At 67.1% G+C, this 15,018-nt stretch carries 12 protein-coding genes; 8 read left to right on the forward strand and 4 right to left on the reverse strand.

Going from position 1 to position 15,018, the window contains the following annotated elements:
- The first annotated feature begins 110 nt into the window (after nucleotides 1–110).
- The 3 genes from C471_RS13420 (at nucleotide 111) to C471_RS13430 (ending at nucleotide 3,875) form a co-directional block, all read left to right on the forward strand.
- A complete protein-coding gene (locus C471_RS13420) occupies nucleotides 111–1,343 on the forward strand; it encodes a digeranylgeranylglycerophospholipid reductase (protein WP_004049913.1) in 1,233 nt (410 codons plus the stop codon).
- A gap of 80 nt (nucleotides 1,344–1,423) precedes the next feature.
- Complete coding sequence (locus tag C471_RS13425; RefSeq protein WP_004049915.1) at nucleotides 1,424–2,623, forward strand: acyl-CoA dehydrogenase family protein; 1,200 nt, start codon at nucleotides 1,424–1,426, stop codon at nucleotides 2,621–2,623.
- 109 nt (nucleotides 2,624–2,732) lie between these two features.
- A complete protein-coding gene (locus C471_RS13430; protein WP_004049917.1) occupies nucleotides 2,733–3,875 on the forward strand; it encodes a GAF domain-containing sensor histidine kinase in 1,143 nt (380 codons plus the stop codon).
- Between the two features lie 30 nt (nucleotides 3,876–3,905).
- Here C471_RS13430 and purN read toward each other — a convergent pair whose 3' ends face one another.
- Nucleotides 3,906–5,510, reverse strand: a complete 1,605-nt coding sequence (gene purN, locus C471_RS13435) for a phosphoribosylglycinamide formyltransferase (RefSeq protein ID WP_004049919.1) — start codon at nucleotides 5,508–5,510, stop codon at nucleotides 3,906–3,908.
- 168 nt (nucleotides 5,511–5,678) lie between these two features.
- On the opposite strand from purN, the gene purB reads away from it, so the two are divergent.
- From purB to C471_RS13460, 5 genes are all read left to right on the forward strand, one after another.
- The gene (gene purB / locus C471_RS13440) at nucleotides 5,679–7,160 is read left to right on the forward strand and encodes an adenylosuccinate lyase (RefSeq protein ID WP_004049922.1); all 1,482 of its coding nucleotides are present in this window, start codon (nucleotides 5,679–5,681) and stop codon (nucleotides 7,158–7,160) included.
- A gap of 41 nt (nucleotides 7,161–7,201) precedes the next feature.
- The gene (locus C471_RS13445; RefSeq protein ID WP_049909410.1) at nucleotides 7,202–7,555 is read left to right on the forward strand and encodes a zinc ribbon domain-containing protein; all 354 of its coding nucleotides are present in this window, start codon (nucleotides 7,202–7,204) and stop codon (nucleotides 7,553–7,555) included.
- 100 nt (nucleotides 7,556–7,655) lie between these two features.
- Nucleotides 7,656–8,540, forward strand: coding sequence for a sensor domain-containing protein (locus C471_RS13450; protein ID WP_004049926.1), 885 nt, complete (start codon nucleotides 7,656–7,658; stop codon nucleotides 8,538–8,540).
- A gap of 66 nt (nucleotides 8,541–8,606) precedes the next feature.
- Complete coding sequence (locus C471_RS13455) at nucleotides 8,607–9,263, forward strand: hypothetical protein (RefSeq protein ID WP_004049927.1); 657 nt, start codon at nucleotides 8,607–8,609, stop codon at nucleotides 9,261–9,263.
- Complete coding sequence (locus C471_RS13460; RefSeq protein WP_004049929.1) at nucleotides 9,263–9,937, forward strand: metal-dependent hydrolase; 675 nt, start codon at nucleotides 9,263–9,265, stop codon at nucleotides 9,935–9,937. The genes C471_RS13455 and C471_RS13460 overlap by 1 nt, the downstream gene beginning before the upstream one ends.
- Nucleotides 9,938–10,040: 103 nt before the next feature.
- On the opposite strand, the gene C471_RS13465 is transcribed toward C471_RS13460, so the two are convergent.
- From C471_RS13465 to C471_RS13475, 3 genes are all read right to left on the reverse strand, one after another.
- Entirely contained in the window at nucleotides 10,041–11,369 is a 1,329-nt protein-coding gene (locus C471_RS13465; protein ID WP_004049930.1) for a DUF7405 family protein, read from the reverse strand.
- Nucleotides 11,370–11,381: 12 nt separating this feature from the next.
- A complete protein-coding gene (locus C471_RS13470; protein WP_004049938.1) occupies nucleotides 11,382–13,328 on the reverse strand; it encodes a hypothetical protein in 1,947 nt (648 codons plus the stop codon).
- Between the two features lie 660 nt (nucleotides 13,329–13,988).
- Nucleotides 13,989–14,996, reverse strand: coding sequence for a tyrosine-type recombinase/integrase (locus tag C471_RS13475; protein ID WP_004049940.1), 1,008 nt, complete (start codon nucleotides 14,994–14,996; stop codon nucleotides 13,989–13,991).
- Nucleotides 14,997–15,018: the final 22 nt, after the last annotated feature.

Below are 15,018 nucleotides of genomic sequence, written 5' to 3' on the forward strand. Positions count from 1 at the left end.
CAGAATTCCGACCTCATCGAACCGCCAAAATCTGCCGACCGAGCCGGGTTACGACCTGTTTGCGACCGGTTTCAGCAAGCCTAATTACGTGGGTCCGTATTCACGGGTATATGGTTGATCGCTACGACGTCGTGATCGCGGGTGCCGGACCGGCGGGCGCCCAGTGCGCTCGCGACCTGGCGACGCGAGGCTACGACGTCGTCGTTCTCGAAACGGAGTCGGAAGACGAGTTCCCCCGCCAGAGCAACAAATCGACCGCCGGGACGTTCCCGTCGATGATGTCCTCCTTCGGGGTCCCCGACGACGTGGTGATGTCGTACACCGACGACGTGGTGTTGGAGTCGCCCAACAGCCACTACAAGAGCTACCAGCCCGGCGCGGTGCTGGAGTTCGCCGAGTTCAAGCGGTTCCTCGTCGCGGACGGCCGTGAGAACGGCGCCGAGTACCGCTTCGACTCGCGGGTCTCGCGGCCGATCCTCGACGACGACGGCGTCATCGAGGGGGTGCGGTACAACGGCGACGAGGAGGTGTACGCCGAGGTGGTCGTCGACGCCACGGGTCCCGCGGCGCCGATCGCGAGCGCGCTCGACGTGGTCGACCTCGAACGCGAGAACCAGGCGATCGGCATCGAGTACGAGATGGAGGGCGTCGAGATGAACCACCCGGAGTACGCCGACCTCCGGCGGGCGATGATGCTCCGACTCGACCACGACATCGCGCCCGGCGGCTACTCGTGGATCTTCGCCACCGGCGAGGACACCGCGAAGGTCGGGCTCTGTTACATCCAGAACGACCGCCACCGCGAGTTCGCACAGGAGAGCCAGACCGTCGACGGCTACCTCGACGCGTGGGTCGACCGCGACCCGCGTTTCGCCGACGCCGAGAAGATCGACGGGAAGATCCACCGCGGCTCGGCGCACATCCAGATGCCCGACGAGATGCACACCGACCGCTTCCTCGCGATCGGCGACACGGTCCCCTCTATCGACCCGCTGTGGGGCGAGGGGATCCACAAGGGGATGAAGTCGGCTCGCGCCGCCGCGGCCACCGTGGACCGGTGTCTCACCGACTCGGAGCGCCGCCTCGACGCCGAGAGCCTGGCCGTCTACGAGCGGCTCTGGCACCGCGACGTGGCCCCGCGGATGAAGTCGCGGCTGATGCTCACGCGGCTGCTGTACCTCGCCCCCAACGAGCGCTACGACCGGTTCATGCGCGACCTCCGACGGGCGGACGAGAACACGCTCGAGAAGGCGAACCGCGGGGAGAAGGCGTCGATGGCGAAGCTGCTCCACCTCGACGACGTCCCGCTCTTGGCGAAGTTCGCGCGCGAGCAGCTGTCGTAGCGGCGACCGCGTCGCAGCGACGACCACTTCGATTCTCGCCCTCCAGAACCGTTTTGTCCGGCGGTTGCGCACTACCGATCATGCTCGATTACGTGGGACTAGAGGCCGACCTCGGCGAAGAGGAGCGGCTGATCCGCGACGCGGCCCGGGAGTTCGTCGACGAGCGGGTGCGACCCGACATCGGCGACCACTTCCAGGCGGGGACGTTCCCGACGGACCTGATCGAGGAGATGGGCGAGATGGGGTTTTACGCGCCGAACCTCGACGGATACGGGCTGCCGAACGTCTCCGAGACGGCCTACGGAATCCTGATGCAGGAGCTGGAGGCGTGCGACTCGGGGCTCCGGTCGATGGCGAGCGTGCAGGGCGCCTTAGTGATGTACCCGATTCACGCCTACGGCAGCGACGAACAGAAGGAGCGGTGGCTGCCGGCGCTCGGCCAGGGCGAGGCGGTCGGCTGTTTCGGCCTGACGGAGCCGGACCACGGCTCGGACCCCGCGGGGATGGAGACGACGGCGCGGAAGGAGGGCGACGCCTACGTCCTCGACGGTTCGAAGACGTGGATCACGAACGCACCGATCGCCGACGTAGCGGTGGTCTGGGCGCGCGACGAGTCGGGAGCCGGATCGGTCGACGGGGAGGACGGCGCGGGGGCCGACGAGGCCCCCGTCCGCGGCTTCCTCGTCGAGACGGACCGCGACGGCGTGACCACGAACGAGATCGGCGACAAGCTCTCGCTGCGCGCCTCGATCACCGGCGAGATCAGTTTACAGGGCGCCCGCGTCCCCGAGGAGAACGTCCTGCCCGGCGTCTCCGGGATGAAGGGGCCGCTCTCGTGTCTCACGCAGGCCCGCTACGGGATCGCGTGGGGCGCGGTGGGGGCGGCGCGGGACTGCTTCGAACAGGCGCGCGAATACGCGCTCGACCGCGACCAGTTCGGCGGGCCGATCGCCCGGTTCCAGCTCCAACAGGAGAAGCTCGCGGAGATGGCCACCCAGATCACCACCGCCCAGCTGCTCGCGTACCGGCTCGCGGAGCTGAAGGAGCGCGGCGACCTCACCCCCCAGCACGTCTCGATGGCGAAGCGGAACAACGTCCGCACGGCGCGCGACCAGTCGCGGGTCGCCCGGGAGATGCTCGGCGGCAACGGGATCACGACCGACTACTCGCCGATGCGCCACATGGCGAACATGGAGACGGTGTACACCTACGAGGGCACCCACGACATCCACACGCTCGTGCTCGGCGAGGACCTGACCGGTATCGCGGCGTACGAGTAGCGGGGATCGAGGGGCGCGATCTGCGGGCCGTCGCCGGCCGGATATCGACGAAACCCGCCGGTTTAATGCGACGTAGCCAGTGTTTTGAAACCAAGAGCCGTGATGGACGATGGATGACGTGGAACTGTCCGAGGGCGACGCCCTGCGCCGGATGTACCGGATCACCGCGGAGCAGGAGCGGTCGTTCGAGAGCAAGCTCCCGGACCTCCTCGACCTGGGCTGCGTGTATCTCGGCGTCGAGACCGGCTTTCTGACCGAGATCGACGACGATACCCAGCACATCGTGGCGGCGAGCGGCGACCACGAACTGCTCCAACCGGGGCGGAGCTGCCCGCTGTCGAAGGCGTACTGCAGGAAGACGGTCGACGTCGACGGCGCGTTGACGGTCCAGCACGCGCGCGTCGAGGGGTGGGAAGACGACGCCGCCTACGAGGAGTTCGGGCTGGAGACGTACATCGGCGCCAAGGTCGTCGTCAACCGCGAGGTGTACGGTACCTTCTGTTTCGCGGACGCGGAGGCGCGCGACCGTCCCTTCTCCGAGGATGAGGAGACGTTCGTGGAGCTGATGGCTCAGTGGGTGAGCTACGAGATATTTCAGAAGCAGGCCACCGAGCGGATACAGCAACAGCGCGACCAGTTAGAGGAGTTCACCCGCGTCGTCTCCCACGACATCCGGAACCCGCTCGGGATCGTCGACGGCTACCTCGACATGGCCGAACGGACCGGCGACCCCGAGCACTTCCAGCGGTGCCGCGACGCGATAGATCGGATGGAGTCGCTGATCGACGACCTGCTGTTCCTCACCCGCGAGGGACAGACGATCGGCGGCCGCGAGGAGATCCGGATCGACGAGCTCGCTCGGGAGTGCTGGTCATTCGTGAACGCGGCCGACGCGACGCTGGAGGTCGACACCGACCGCGTCGTCCTCGGCGACTGGAGCCGCCTCCAGCAGGTGTTCGAGAACCTGTTCCGGAACGCGCTCGAACACGGGGGCGAGGAAGTGACGATCCGCGTCGGCGATCTGGACGACGGCGACGGCGTCTACGTCGAGGACGACGGCGCGGGGATCCCCGAAGACGAGCGCGACCAGGTGTTTGTCGACGGGTTCACCACCGGCGAGTCCGGGACCGGACTCGGACTGACGATCATCCAACAGGTGGTCTCGGCGCACGGTTGGGAGGTGTCCGTGACTGAGAGCGACGCGGGCGGTGCCCGCTTCGAGATCCGCGGGATGGAGCCGGTCGAGGAGTGATCGACCGCGGGCACACCGGTGCCGATCGCCTCAGTCGTGGCGGAAGCAGCGCGAGCCCGTAAAGGCCATCGCCATGTCGTGTTCGTCGGCCGCGGCGATCACGTCCTCGTCGTTGACGGAGCCGCCGGGCTGGATAACGGCCTCGATGCCGGCCTCGGCCGCCTCCTCGATCGCGTCCGGGAAGGGGAAGAAGGCGTCCGAGGCCATCACCGCGCCCTCGGCGGACTTCCCGTCGGCGTCCTTCTCCGCCTTCATCGCCGCGAGCGTGACGGCGTCGACGCGGGACACCTGTCCCATCCCGACGCCGACCGTCTCCGTCCCGGTCGCGAACAGGATGCCGTTCGATTTCACGTGTTTGAGCGTCTTCCACGCGAACAGCATCGTCTCCAGCTGCTCGTCGGTGGGTTCGCGCTCGGTGACCACGTCGAGGTCGGCGGCGGTCGGCGACTGGCGGTCCCGCTCCTGCACGAGTCGCCCGCCGACGACCGGCTTCTCGGTGAACCGCTCGGAGAAGCGGTCGTCGCCCTCGCCGAGGGGCCCCACGTCGAGCACGCGGAGGTTCTTCTTCTCTCGGAGCACGTCGAGCGCGCTGTCGGTGTAGCCGGGCGCGACGACGACCTCCTTGAAGGAGTCGACGACGGCGTCGGCGGTGTCGGCGTCGCACTCGCGGTTCAGCGCGACGATGCCGCCGAACGCGGACTTCGCGTCGGTGCGGAGCGCGCGGTCGTACGCGTCCGCGAGCGCGTCGCTGGTCGCGCAGCCGGCCGGGTTCGTGTGCTTGATCACGGCGGCGGCGGGATCGTCGAACTCCTTGACGAGGTTCAACGCGGCGTCGGCGTCGTTGTAGTTGTTGTACCCCATCCCCTTCGCGCCGGGGTTCAGCTGTGGCGCGTCGACGACGCTCGCCTCCTCGCAGCCGTCGTCGACGTAGAGCGCGGCGTCCTGATGGGGGTTCTCCCCGTACCGCAGCGTGTCGGCGCGCTCCTCGGAGACGAACCGGCGCTCGGGGAAGTCGCCGCCGGCGTCGCCGTCGACGGTCACGCTCACGGGCGCGTCGTCGTCGTCGCGCTCGACCGTCACCCGACCTTCCGCGAACCACCGCACCGCCCGCGGGTACGCGGTGAACTCGGCGTCGTGAAGCACACGGTCCTTCAGCGCGTCGGCGTCGTCGCCCTCGTAGACGGGCACCGGCTCCTGCGTGACGATCGGGCCGGCGTCGACCTCCTCGGTGGCGACGTGGACGGTACAGCCGGTCGTGCGGACGCCGGCGTCGATCACCTGCTCGTGGGCGTCCGCGCCGGGGAACGCGGGTAACAGCGAGGGGTGGACGTTCAGCGTCGTGGGGGTCGCGTCGAGGAACTCGTCGGTGAGCACGCGCATGTAGCCGTCCAGACAGACCAGATCGAAGTCGTACCCCGCCAGTCGGTCCAAGATCCGTCGCTCGTGCGACTCTCGCGACTCGTCCGCCTCGCGCTCGACGACCTCGGTGGGGATCCGCCGCTCCGTGGCGGCCTCCAGCACGGGCGCCTGTTCGCGGTTGGTCAGGACGACCGACAACTCCGCGCCCCCCGGCGCGGCGTCGGCGATGTGTCTGAGGTTCCGCCCCCGGTTGCTCGCGAGTCCGGCGATCTTCATACGCGAGTGGTCCGACCGATCGCGTATATCGATTGCGGTCCGGACCGGTGGTGTATCCACGTTTGCGGATATCTCTCGGCTGTGTTCCCGGCAGAGATCGAAAACGGATCCACGTCCGTGCGATTCCCCATCGACACGCTTTTGCTGGCTCCGGCGGCAGTCGCGGACATGACCGACGACTCCACGCCGACGGCCGACGACTCCACGCCGACGGCCGACGAACCGATCCCCGGGCTGTCGCGCTCGGACCCGCTCGCGGCGGTGTCCCCGCTCGACGGGCGGTACGCCTCCCGGACCGCGCCGCTGTCGCCGTACGCGAGCGAGGCCGCGCTCATGCGCTCCCGGGCCCGCGTCGAGGTCGAGTACCTGATCGAACTCGCCGCGCTCGACGCGACTCCGATCGCGATCGACGAGGCGGCCGAAGAGGCCCTCAGAGCGGTCTACGACGACTTTTCCGTCGAGGACGCTCGCCTGATCAAGGCGCTGGAGGTCGAGGGCGCCGAGGGGTACGACGCGACCAACCACGACGTGAAGGCGGTCGAGTACTTCCTGCGGGTCCGGCTCGACGAGTTCGAGGAGTCCGGCGCTATCGCCGACAGCGAGGCGCTGTACCCGTGGATCCACTTCGGGCTCACGAGCGAGGACGTGAACAACCTCGCGCACCGCCTCCTGGTGAAGCGGGCGGTGAGCGAGGCGGTCGTGCCCGCGATCCGCGAGGTCCGGGACGCGCTCGCCGACCTCGCGCGAGAGCACCGGGACACCCCCATGCTGGCCCGCACCCACGGCCAGCCGGCGACGCCGACGACGTTCGGCAAGGAGATGGCCGTGTACGCCTCGCGGCTCGGCCGCGCGCTCGGTCGGGTCGTCGTCGCGAACGGCGACCTCTCCGGGAAGCTCGCCGGCGCCTCGGGCACCTACGCCGCCCACGACGCGGCCTACCCCGAGGTCGACTGGCGGGCGTTCGCCGAGTCGTTCGTGCGCGGGCTCGATCTGGAACACACGCCGCTCGCGACGCAGGTGAACCCCTGCGACGATCTCGCGGCGCTGTTCGACGCGCTGCGCGGGGTCAACAACGTCCTCCTCGATCTGGACCTGGACGCGTGGCTGTACGTCTCCGACCGCTACCTCGGCCAGCGGACCGTCGAGGGCGAGACCGGCTCATCGACGATGCCGCACAAGGTGAACCCGATCGACTTCGAGAACAGCGAGGGGAACCTCTCGAAGGCGAACTCGGACCTCACCTTCCTCGCCGACTACGTGACGACCTCGCGGCTCCAGCGCGACCTCTCCGATTCGACCGTCAAGCGCAACGTGGGCGCCGCCTTGGCCCACTGCCTGATCGGCTACTCGAAGGCCGGCGACGGGCTCGAAACGGTGGTCCCGAACGAGACCGTCATGCGCGAGGAGCTAGAGGGGACCCCCGAGGTGATCGGCGAGGCCGTCCAGACGATCCTCCGGCGCGAGGGGGACACGGGCGCCTACGAGCGCGTGAAGGAGCTCACCCGCGGGAAGCGCGTCACCCTCGACGACTTCCGCGACCTCTTCGACGACCTCGACGTCGACGAGGGCGTCCGCGAGGAGCTGAAGGCGCTGACTCCGGCGAGCTACGTCGGCGTCGCCGACGACCTGGTCGACGAGATCGACGAGTAGCGCCACAAGAGGTTTAGTCGTCGCGGGAGCAGGTGACGACGATGCCCTCCGACGACAGCGAGACGGAGTACTCCGTCTTCGACGACGACCGGACCGACGAACGGACCGACGACCGCGACCGCGCGACCGACGATCGGGGTCGCTCGGCTGACACGCGCGACCGCGCGACTGACGACCGTCCCGACTCGATCGCCGCCGGCGACGGCCACGGCTGTCCGAAATGCGGCGGCGAGGAGACCGAGACGGACGAGATTGCCACGAGCGGCACCGGCCTCACCAAGATGTTCGACGTACAGAACCGCCGATTCACGGTGGTCTCGTGCGCTGACTGCGGCTACTCGGAGCTGTACAAGGGGCGCTCGACCAGCGACGCGATCGACTTCTTCATCGGGTAGGCGATCGCGGCGCGGCGCGTCGGGGTGACCCGTTTCTCCACCTCCCGCCCCGTCGATTGCGACCGATTTATGTCGGCGGGGAGAAACGTTACGGTCGCGCATGGTCTCCCTCCGCTCGCTCTCGACCCTCCCGGTCGTCGGCGTCCTCGTCGACGGCCGAACGTACAGACACCTGTTGTACCTCCTGCTCGCGATCCCGCTCGGGTTCGTCTACTCGATGCTGTTCTCGTTCGGGTTCGCGTTCGGACTCCTGCTCTCGGTGGTGCTCGTCGGGCTCGTCATCCTCGTCGCGACCCTCCTCGGCGCCCGCATCGCCGCCGGCTTCGAGCGCTGGCTCGCCAACCGGCTGTTGGGCACGGACCTCGACCGATACGACGACGTGCCCGACGACGCGGACGGCGCGATCGCGGGGGTCCGGAAGTACGTCGACGCGGCGTCGACGTGGCGGGGCGTCGGCTTCCTCTCGCTGAAGTTCTTCGTCACCGCCCTCGCGTTCGTCCCGCTGTTCGCGCTCGCGAACGGTATCCCGCTGGTTCTCGCCCCGCTGCGGTACCCCTACGTGGCGAACTTCGGCGAGTCCAACGGGGAGCCGGTGACGTGGGCGATCGACACGCTCCCCGAGGCGCTGCTGGCGGTTCCGGTCGGAGTCGTCGCGGTGCTCGTGGCGCTGCACGTCACGAACATCGTCGCGTACGTCTGCCGACAGATGGCGACCGCGCTGCTCGGGAAACCGAGGGGGGACGAAGGGACGGCAGTTGACGATTCGGTGACGGTCGACGGCTCGACGACGACCGACGAGTCGACGGCGACTGACGGCGTGCCGGGAGATGGTGAACCGGCACACGAGGGGTCCGCCGAACCTACACCTTCCGAACCTACACCACCCGAACCTGATGAGTTCGTCCCGGCGGACGCCGTCGAGCCGAAATCGGACAACGACACGGCCGGAGACGACGCGCCGACTCGGGATAGAGACGGCTCCTGACCCGTCCGCGATCGCGGTGCGCTCGACCCCCGGAGCGCTTATTCTCGTGCGACCGTCAGGAGTGGTATGGCTCCGACGCTCGTCGCCGCCGCCGTCGGCGCGCTGCTGGCGGCCGCCCTGCTCGGCGCCGCGTTCGACCGGCGGGCGGTCGCGGTCGTCGTCGCGGCCGCGATCGCCCCCGACCTCGACGCGGTCGCGAGCCTCGTCGTTCCGGGGGCGACGAACGCGCTTCTCCACGCCCTCTGGCTCCCCCTGTTCGCGGCGGCGGCGCTCCACTGGGACACCGCCGTGCGCGGGGAGTCCCGGCTCCGCGCCCGGTTCGGGTGGCGCGGGGCGCGGGTCGCGTGGGTGGCGCTCGCGGCGTTCCTCGTCGCCGGAATCGGTTCTGACCTGTTCGGGTCGGCGGGGGCGAACCTGCTGTACCCCGTCCACGACGCCTACTACCGGATCGACGGGCGACTCGTGTTCTCGACGCAGGAGGGGATCGTCCAGACGTTCGTCGCGCTCGGCGCTGACGGCCGAAAAATCCTCCCGCTCGCGAGTCCGGGAACGACCGACTCGCACGCGATTCCGACCTTCGTGAACCCCGACGGGCGACCGGGGCTCTCGCTCGACGCCGACCGCGAGCTGTCGCTCGTCCGGAGCGGGTGGCAGCTGGTCGTCGTCGCGGCCGCGGCGGCGACACTCGCGGTCCGGTTCGGACGACGGGAGGTGACCGAGTAGTGCCCTCGACGGTCGTTCACGCCGGGTTCGCGCTGTTGCTCGCTGCGGCGTTGCTCGGAGACTACTACGACCGACGGGCGCTCGCGGCCCTCCTCGTCGTGCTGGTTCTCCCCGAGGTCGACAGCTTCCTCGGGCCGGTCATGCCCGGCGCTCACCGGACGGTCGGACACAACCTCGTCGTTCCCGCGATCGGCGCGCTCTGTCTGTACTACGACACCCGCGTTCGGAACCGATCGCTGGTCCGCGACCGGCTCTCCGACCGATGGGTCGCGGTCGCGTGGGTGGCGATCTTCGTCCACGTCTCCGCGCACGTCGCACTCGACTGGACCCACCTCGACGGGGTGAACCTCTTCTGGCCGCTTCGGGACCAGTTCCTCGCGCTCGACGGCGAGATCCTGCTCTCGACCGCCGACGGCTTCGTGCAGACCTTCGTCGACGTGCGGATCGACCCGGAGACGGGCGCGCGGAGCGTCGACGCCGGAGCGACGGGGTCGACCGAGACTGTCCACGTCAACAACCCGGTCGAGCCGCGGGACCCGGACGTCGTCACCGAGGAGCCGGTGGATCGACGGTTCCCGGTCGCGAACGGCGGCTGGCGCCTCTACCTGATCGGGCTAGGGCTCTTCGCGGTCGTCGCGAGGCGGGTGCAGGAGTCGGGGCCGGGGTCGGAGTGACCTCTTCGAACGCGAGCGTTGAGCGACGAGAACCGCGGCTGGCGTTTACGCGAACACGGCGGGGGACCGTCGGTCCCCGGAGCGCGGCGAGCGCGAAGCGCTCTCAGCGACTCGGCTCCGCGTTCCCGTCGGGGACCGGCGTCGGGAGCGCCCGGTGCGTCCGCGGCGGGACGAGGTAACTCCCCCACCGACGGACGCGGAGGTACTGGAGAATACCGTTGCTCTGCCGCGGACCGAGTCCGTACTGGCCGAACTCCTCGCCGAGCATCGCCTCGCGTGCGCGCCTGAACTCGCCGATGCCGCGCTGCAGCGAGACGAAGTGGACGCCGGCGATGTCGCCGTCGGTCGTGTTGACGTCTCGCCGAAGCAGCAGCGGTTCGCCGTCCTCGCGCGCCCGGGCCACTTTCTGAGCGTGCCCCACGGCACCGTACTCGCGAGCGTGATCATGGATTTCGTCTACGACCCCCGCGACGCCGGTCGCGGTGCCGAGTTTCTCGCCGTACTCGCCGACCGCCTCGCGTTCGGCGTGCGCGGGGCTGAACATCCGTGCGACGCGGTGGGAGTGGTCGTTGTCCTCGAACCAGACCTCAAGGTCGAGTGCGATGGTCTCGAAGTGCTGGGTCGCCCCGCCGGCGAACGGGCCCTCCCGAATCGTCACCCGGTCCTCGGTCGCCTGATTCTCACGAAACCCCGAGCGAAAGCCCATGAAGAATGGTGCCTCCTCGGGGACGGGCTCCCCGTCGGGGATGCCGTCGAGGCCCTCCTGCCGGTCGGCGGGCATCCCGGGGCCGACGAACCCCGTCCGGCGGGTCGATCGATCGAACACCGAGTCGAGCGTCGCCGACAGCGACCGTCCGTTGAGCCGGTCACGCTCACCGAACAGCGCCTCTTCGACAGCGAGTATCGCGGCACCGTCGTCGCTCGCGAGATGAAGCAGCGCGTCGTCCGTGTCGACCGTCACCTGGCTCTCGACGGTGAGGGCGACGATCGGATCGGGAGCCGGCAGATCGACCGCGTCGGCGAGGGACGGCTCGAACCTGTCGAAGTACGCCGGCGTGTAGCCCAGCGTGAACAGGACCCCGTCGGCGCTGCGCTCGACCGCCCGTTCGACGTCGGCGAGCGCCGCGGCCACCGTCTCGCGCGCCGCGTCGTCCGGGTCGCTCGACAGCGCCAGCCCGAGGAAGACGTGGTGTTCGGGCGGCCGGACGTTACCGTCGTCATCGGTCGGCAACGACCCGTTCCACGCGTGCTGTCGGTCGGGAAGCGACGCGGGATTCGTCGCTCCCTCGGGAGCGTCCAGCGACGACTCCTCGCCGAGACAGGCCGACAGCGCGGCGCTCCCACCGGTCGCCACCGCTGCGCGGACGAATGCCCGCCGCGAGAGCGGCGTCTCCCAGTCGTCGCGAGTCGCACGGCCGTTCGGTGGACACATCTGGATTCGGTCTCAGTACCCCGACAGCGACAGCTGTGCGGTCGTGGTGAAGTTCGTCGTCCCCGCGGGGTGAGGCATCTGATTGGTGGCGCCGATCATCAGCAGCCAGACGATGACGCGCTCGCCTTGGATGGAGTCGCCGTCGACGTACTGCGCCGGGTGGTAGAGCTCCGACGGCGTCTCCTCGTCTTCGAGCCGCTGTGCGGTGGCGTCGCCGGGACCGATCTCGCTCTCGTCGCGCTGAACCACGACGAGTTCCATGTCGCCGTCGAGGGGAACGTCGACCGTCTCCGAGCCGTCCGGGTTGCCGAACCGGGCGATCATCCCTCGTTCGCCCTCGACGTAGAACTCCTCTTCGGGCGTCGTCCACTCGTCGCCGTCGAACAGTTCGACTTCGACGCCGTCCTCCGTGCCGGGCGTGATATCGATCGCCTGCGTCGAGGTGTAATGTTGAACCACCGGTTCCTCGTAGTTTCCGTCCTCCCCGTACGTGTCGTCGTTCGCCTGCACCTTGTTAACGAACTGGTTGACGAACCCCGGACCGGTCCGACGGAACACCGGAGAGAACACGCCGTCGTCGTAGAACTCGTAGGCGATGTCGTAGTTGTACGGCCCGAACCGAACTCCCGAGTGGAAGTCGACGCTCTCCAGGCCGACCGCGCCGGTGTGGTAGTGGCTCTTGAGCTGGAACCCGCTCGGGGTGTCGCCGGTCGCCGGGAAGTCGAGTTTGCCGATCAGTCCCGGACCGCCGAAATCAGTACCGTGGACGTCCCAGAACATGAGGTCGCCGTTGAACACGGGTTCGTCGTCCGGGAAGTACCACTCGCGGGTGTTCCGTCCCTCGCGCGGAGGTAGGTAGTAGCCCGTGATGGTGATCGGCGTGTTCATCGCCTCGAAGACGGGGCTGTCCTCGTACGACCCCGAGATAGTCGCCCCCTGATACTCGGCGGGCGTCCACTCGATGGACCAGCTGTCCTGCTCGAACGACTCCTCGGGGGGTTCGATCCGGTGGTACCCCCCGTTGGCGGTGTAGTAGGGCCGCTGTGCCATCGGGACGTTCGGAACGGCGTCCAGAACCGACGCCTCGGCGGGTTCGATCGCCGCCGCTATCTCGTGCAGCGGGTACTCGACGGCGTCGTCGAGGACGACGACGTTGACGATCTCGGGTTCGTCCCCGGACCCGTCGATGAACGCGCTGATGATCCGCAGTTCGTCGCCGTCCTGTACGTACATCACGGCCGTCGCGCCGTTGCCGTGCTGCAGGTCGGCCTGACCGAGACCGGTGAACCCGCCGCCCGCGCTCTTCCACGACGGATACCAGCTCATCTCCGTCACGTCGCCGAACGCGTCCTGCACGGCGTCGGTCTCGTGGATCATCTGTCCGATCTCAATTTCGTCGGGACTCTGCGTCTTCGTCCAACTGACGTCCTCCGGATCGGTGATCTCTAGCGCGACGATCTCGTCGCGGTGACGGTCGATCAGCCCGTACACGGTCTGTCGATTCTCCGCCGTGATCTCGAACTCCGCTTCCTCGCCGTCCGGGAAGCCGCTCTCCTCGATGCTCAGATTCGTGGGGCCCTGGAGGCTAACCGTCTCCAAGTGGTTCGACAGCACCTCGTACACCTCGAAGCCGCCGATCCAGTCGCTGACGATCTCGTTGACATCCGGGTCGGACAGTAGCGTCTCGATGGCGCGCTGCTTTCGGTGTGCGTGTATCCGCTCGTAGTTTGCGTTGTCGAACTGGCGGGCGCCGACGTAGTCCGCGGTCTCCATCCTGACCTCCGGTATCTGGGCCGGCGACGGGTCGCTCGTCTCCGTGGCCGTCGCGGTGGCCGTTTCCCCATCGGTCGCTTCGCTCGCCTCCTGTTCCAAGCTCCCACAGCCGGCGAGCCCGGCGATGCCGCCGCTGAAGGCGGCCAACTTCAGGTAGTCGCGTCGTGGTATGTCTTCGTCGGACATGGCAATGCAGAGACTAATAGGAGGTTACATAAGGTTTGGCTTATGAATAATTTAAAGACATATATGGCATCATCTGTAGTAGATTTTTGTATATTAGTACACAGAATACGGTATATATGTAGAATATTAGTGTATTTGTCTTTTCTACGGGTAGTTCTGGATGTCGTTCCGAGATGCGGTCAACCTCGGTCGACTAGTAGGTCGACGGCACGGAAGCGTTCGGTACCGCGACGGTCGCGGCGCAGGCGGTGCCTCGCCGTCATTCGTGAGGTCCAGCCGGATCACGGTTGGCACTCTCTCTTGTCGAGAGCCGGACGCTGCTCGCGTTCACTCTCATCGATCGGAAGTCCACAGAACTCACAGCAGACCGGGTCGAGGGCCGTTTCCTCGGACGCGGTCATCGGTTCTCACCCCTTAGAGAACCGCACGACTGCGGCGACCCGCCTTCGGACCCCGCAACTAATCGTTTCTTCGAGGGGAGGGGTCCGGATCGGTATTTTGACGTTAACGCGCAGTAGAGTGTTTCTACTCCGAGTTTAAGAACAACCGGTATAACGGAGGAATCGGAGTGGACTCGCGGGGGCTTGCTCAATACGGGTGCCTGCCGAGGCTATGGTAGAAGACGCACCGTTTCCGCGTGGAGTGGAGTGTATCATCCGACTACATCCCCTCTATGAAGTCACGGCGAATCTGCATTTTTTCGCGCTCAGTACGCTCGTCGTAGTGCTGATCGAGGATCTCCTTCGACACGTTCGATCGGTCAGTAACGACCTCTTGGGGCGTCCCAGTTCGCAGGTGCTGCGTGATCGATCCACGACGGATGTCGTGTGGAGAGTGAGACGAGGGACAACCAGCCCGCTGACTGTGCTGTCTCCATTTACACGTCTCTGGCTCCCTGTCGTGAGGACATTCACCGATTTCGCACGGCTGAGTGAGACGGTAGATCGTTTCCCGGATCGACGGATCGCTGAGACGTCCGTACTGGCTAGTGATGAGAGGACGTCGACCGTGATCGTCAGTTGATTCTTGACGATTGTGGTCGATGTAGTCCTGAATCACGTCACAGTAATGTGGGCCCACCGCGATCGAACGCTCCGCAGCCTGTTTGTTTTTCAACGGAGTATCCGATTCCGGCTGATGCCGTAAGTCGAGACACTGCTGCTCCGGATCGAAATTCTCGACGTCGAACGTTCGCAGGCTCCCGAGTCGGATCCCAGTGTGCCAGAGAAGAGCCATGATGACATGGTCTCGGCTGGCGTACGAGAACCGCTCAAGATGATCCAGGATCTCTTCGGCTCGGTTGGCCTTCAGAAACACGTCACGGGCTTCTTCGCCCGAATCGATATCGGGAAGTTTGACGCGCTCTCTCAGCCCGGGCTCGACAGCCTCGATAGACGCACAGAATTCGAGGAAGACCCGGAACGTTTGAAGCTCACCTTGGAGAGTAACTGGCTGGATGTCTTTACTTCTCCAGGTGCGGTAGCGATGGAGATCTCTGCCAGTCAAGGCGTTCATCTCCTCGATTTCGTATTCGGTACAGAACTCAAGGAACCGTTCCAGCCGATAACCCTGGTTCTGATGTGACTTCTCAGAGAGGTCCGACTCTCGTTCAGCGAGGTACCACTCCACGGCCTCGGCAGGCGTCGTGGGTTCGAGGTTCTCGCTCATAGGACCTCTTCTGTCCTGAACC

Origin of the sequence: Halorubrum saccharovorum DSM 1137 (assembly GCF_000337915.1) — an archaeon.
GTDB classification, from domain to species: domain Archaea; phylum Halobacteriota; class Halobacteria; order Halobacteriales; family Haloferacaceae; genus Halorubrum; species Halorubrum saccharovorum.

Excerpts from the sequence above, each read along its gene's own strand:
- C471_RS13420 (WP_004049913.1), top strand. The coding sequence starts at position 111 with ATGGTTGATCGCTACGACGTCGTGATCGCGGGTGCCGGACCGGCGGGC.
- C471_RS13425 (WP_004049915.1), top strand. The coding sequence starts at position 1,424 with ATGCTCGATTACGTGGGACTAGAGGCCGACCTCGGCGAAGAGGAGCGG.
- C471_RS13430 (WP_004049917.1), top strand. The coding sequence starts at position 2,733 with ATGGATGACGTGGAACTGTCCGAGGGCGACGCCCTGCGCCGGATGTAC.
- purN (WP_004049919.1), bottom strand. The coding sequence starts at position 5,510 with ATGAAGATCGCCGGACTCGCGAGCAACCGGGGGCGGAACCTCAGACAC.
- purB (WP_004049922.1), top strand. The coding sequence starts at position 5,679 with ATGACCGACGACTCCACGCCGACGGCCGACGACTCCACGCCGACGGCC.
- C471_RS13445 (WP_049909410.1), top strand. The coding sequence starts at position 7,202 with ATGCCCTCCGACGACAGCGAGACGGAGTACTCCGTCTTCGACGACGAC.
- C471_RS13450 (WP_004049926.1), top strand. The coding sequence starts at position 7,656 with ATGGTCTCCCTCCGCTCGCTCTCGACCCTCCCGGTCGTCGGCGTCCTC.
- C471_RS13455 (WP_004049927.1), top strand. The coding sequence starts at position 8,607 with ATGGCTCCGACGCTCGTCGCCGCCGCCGTCGGCGCGCTGCTGGCGGCC.
- C471_RS13465 (WP_004049930.1), bottom strand. The coding sequence starts at position 11,369 with ATGTGTCCACCGAACGGCCGTGCGACTCGCGACGACTGGGAGACGCCG.
- C471_RS13470 (WP_004049938.1), bottom strand. The coding sequence starts at position 13,328 with ATGTCCGACGAAGACATACCACGACGCGACTACCTGAAGTTGGCCGCC.
- C471_RS13475 (WP_004049940.1), bottom strand. The coding sequence starts at position 14,996 with ATGAGCGAGAACCTCGAACCCACGACGCCTGCCGAGGCCGTGGAGTGG.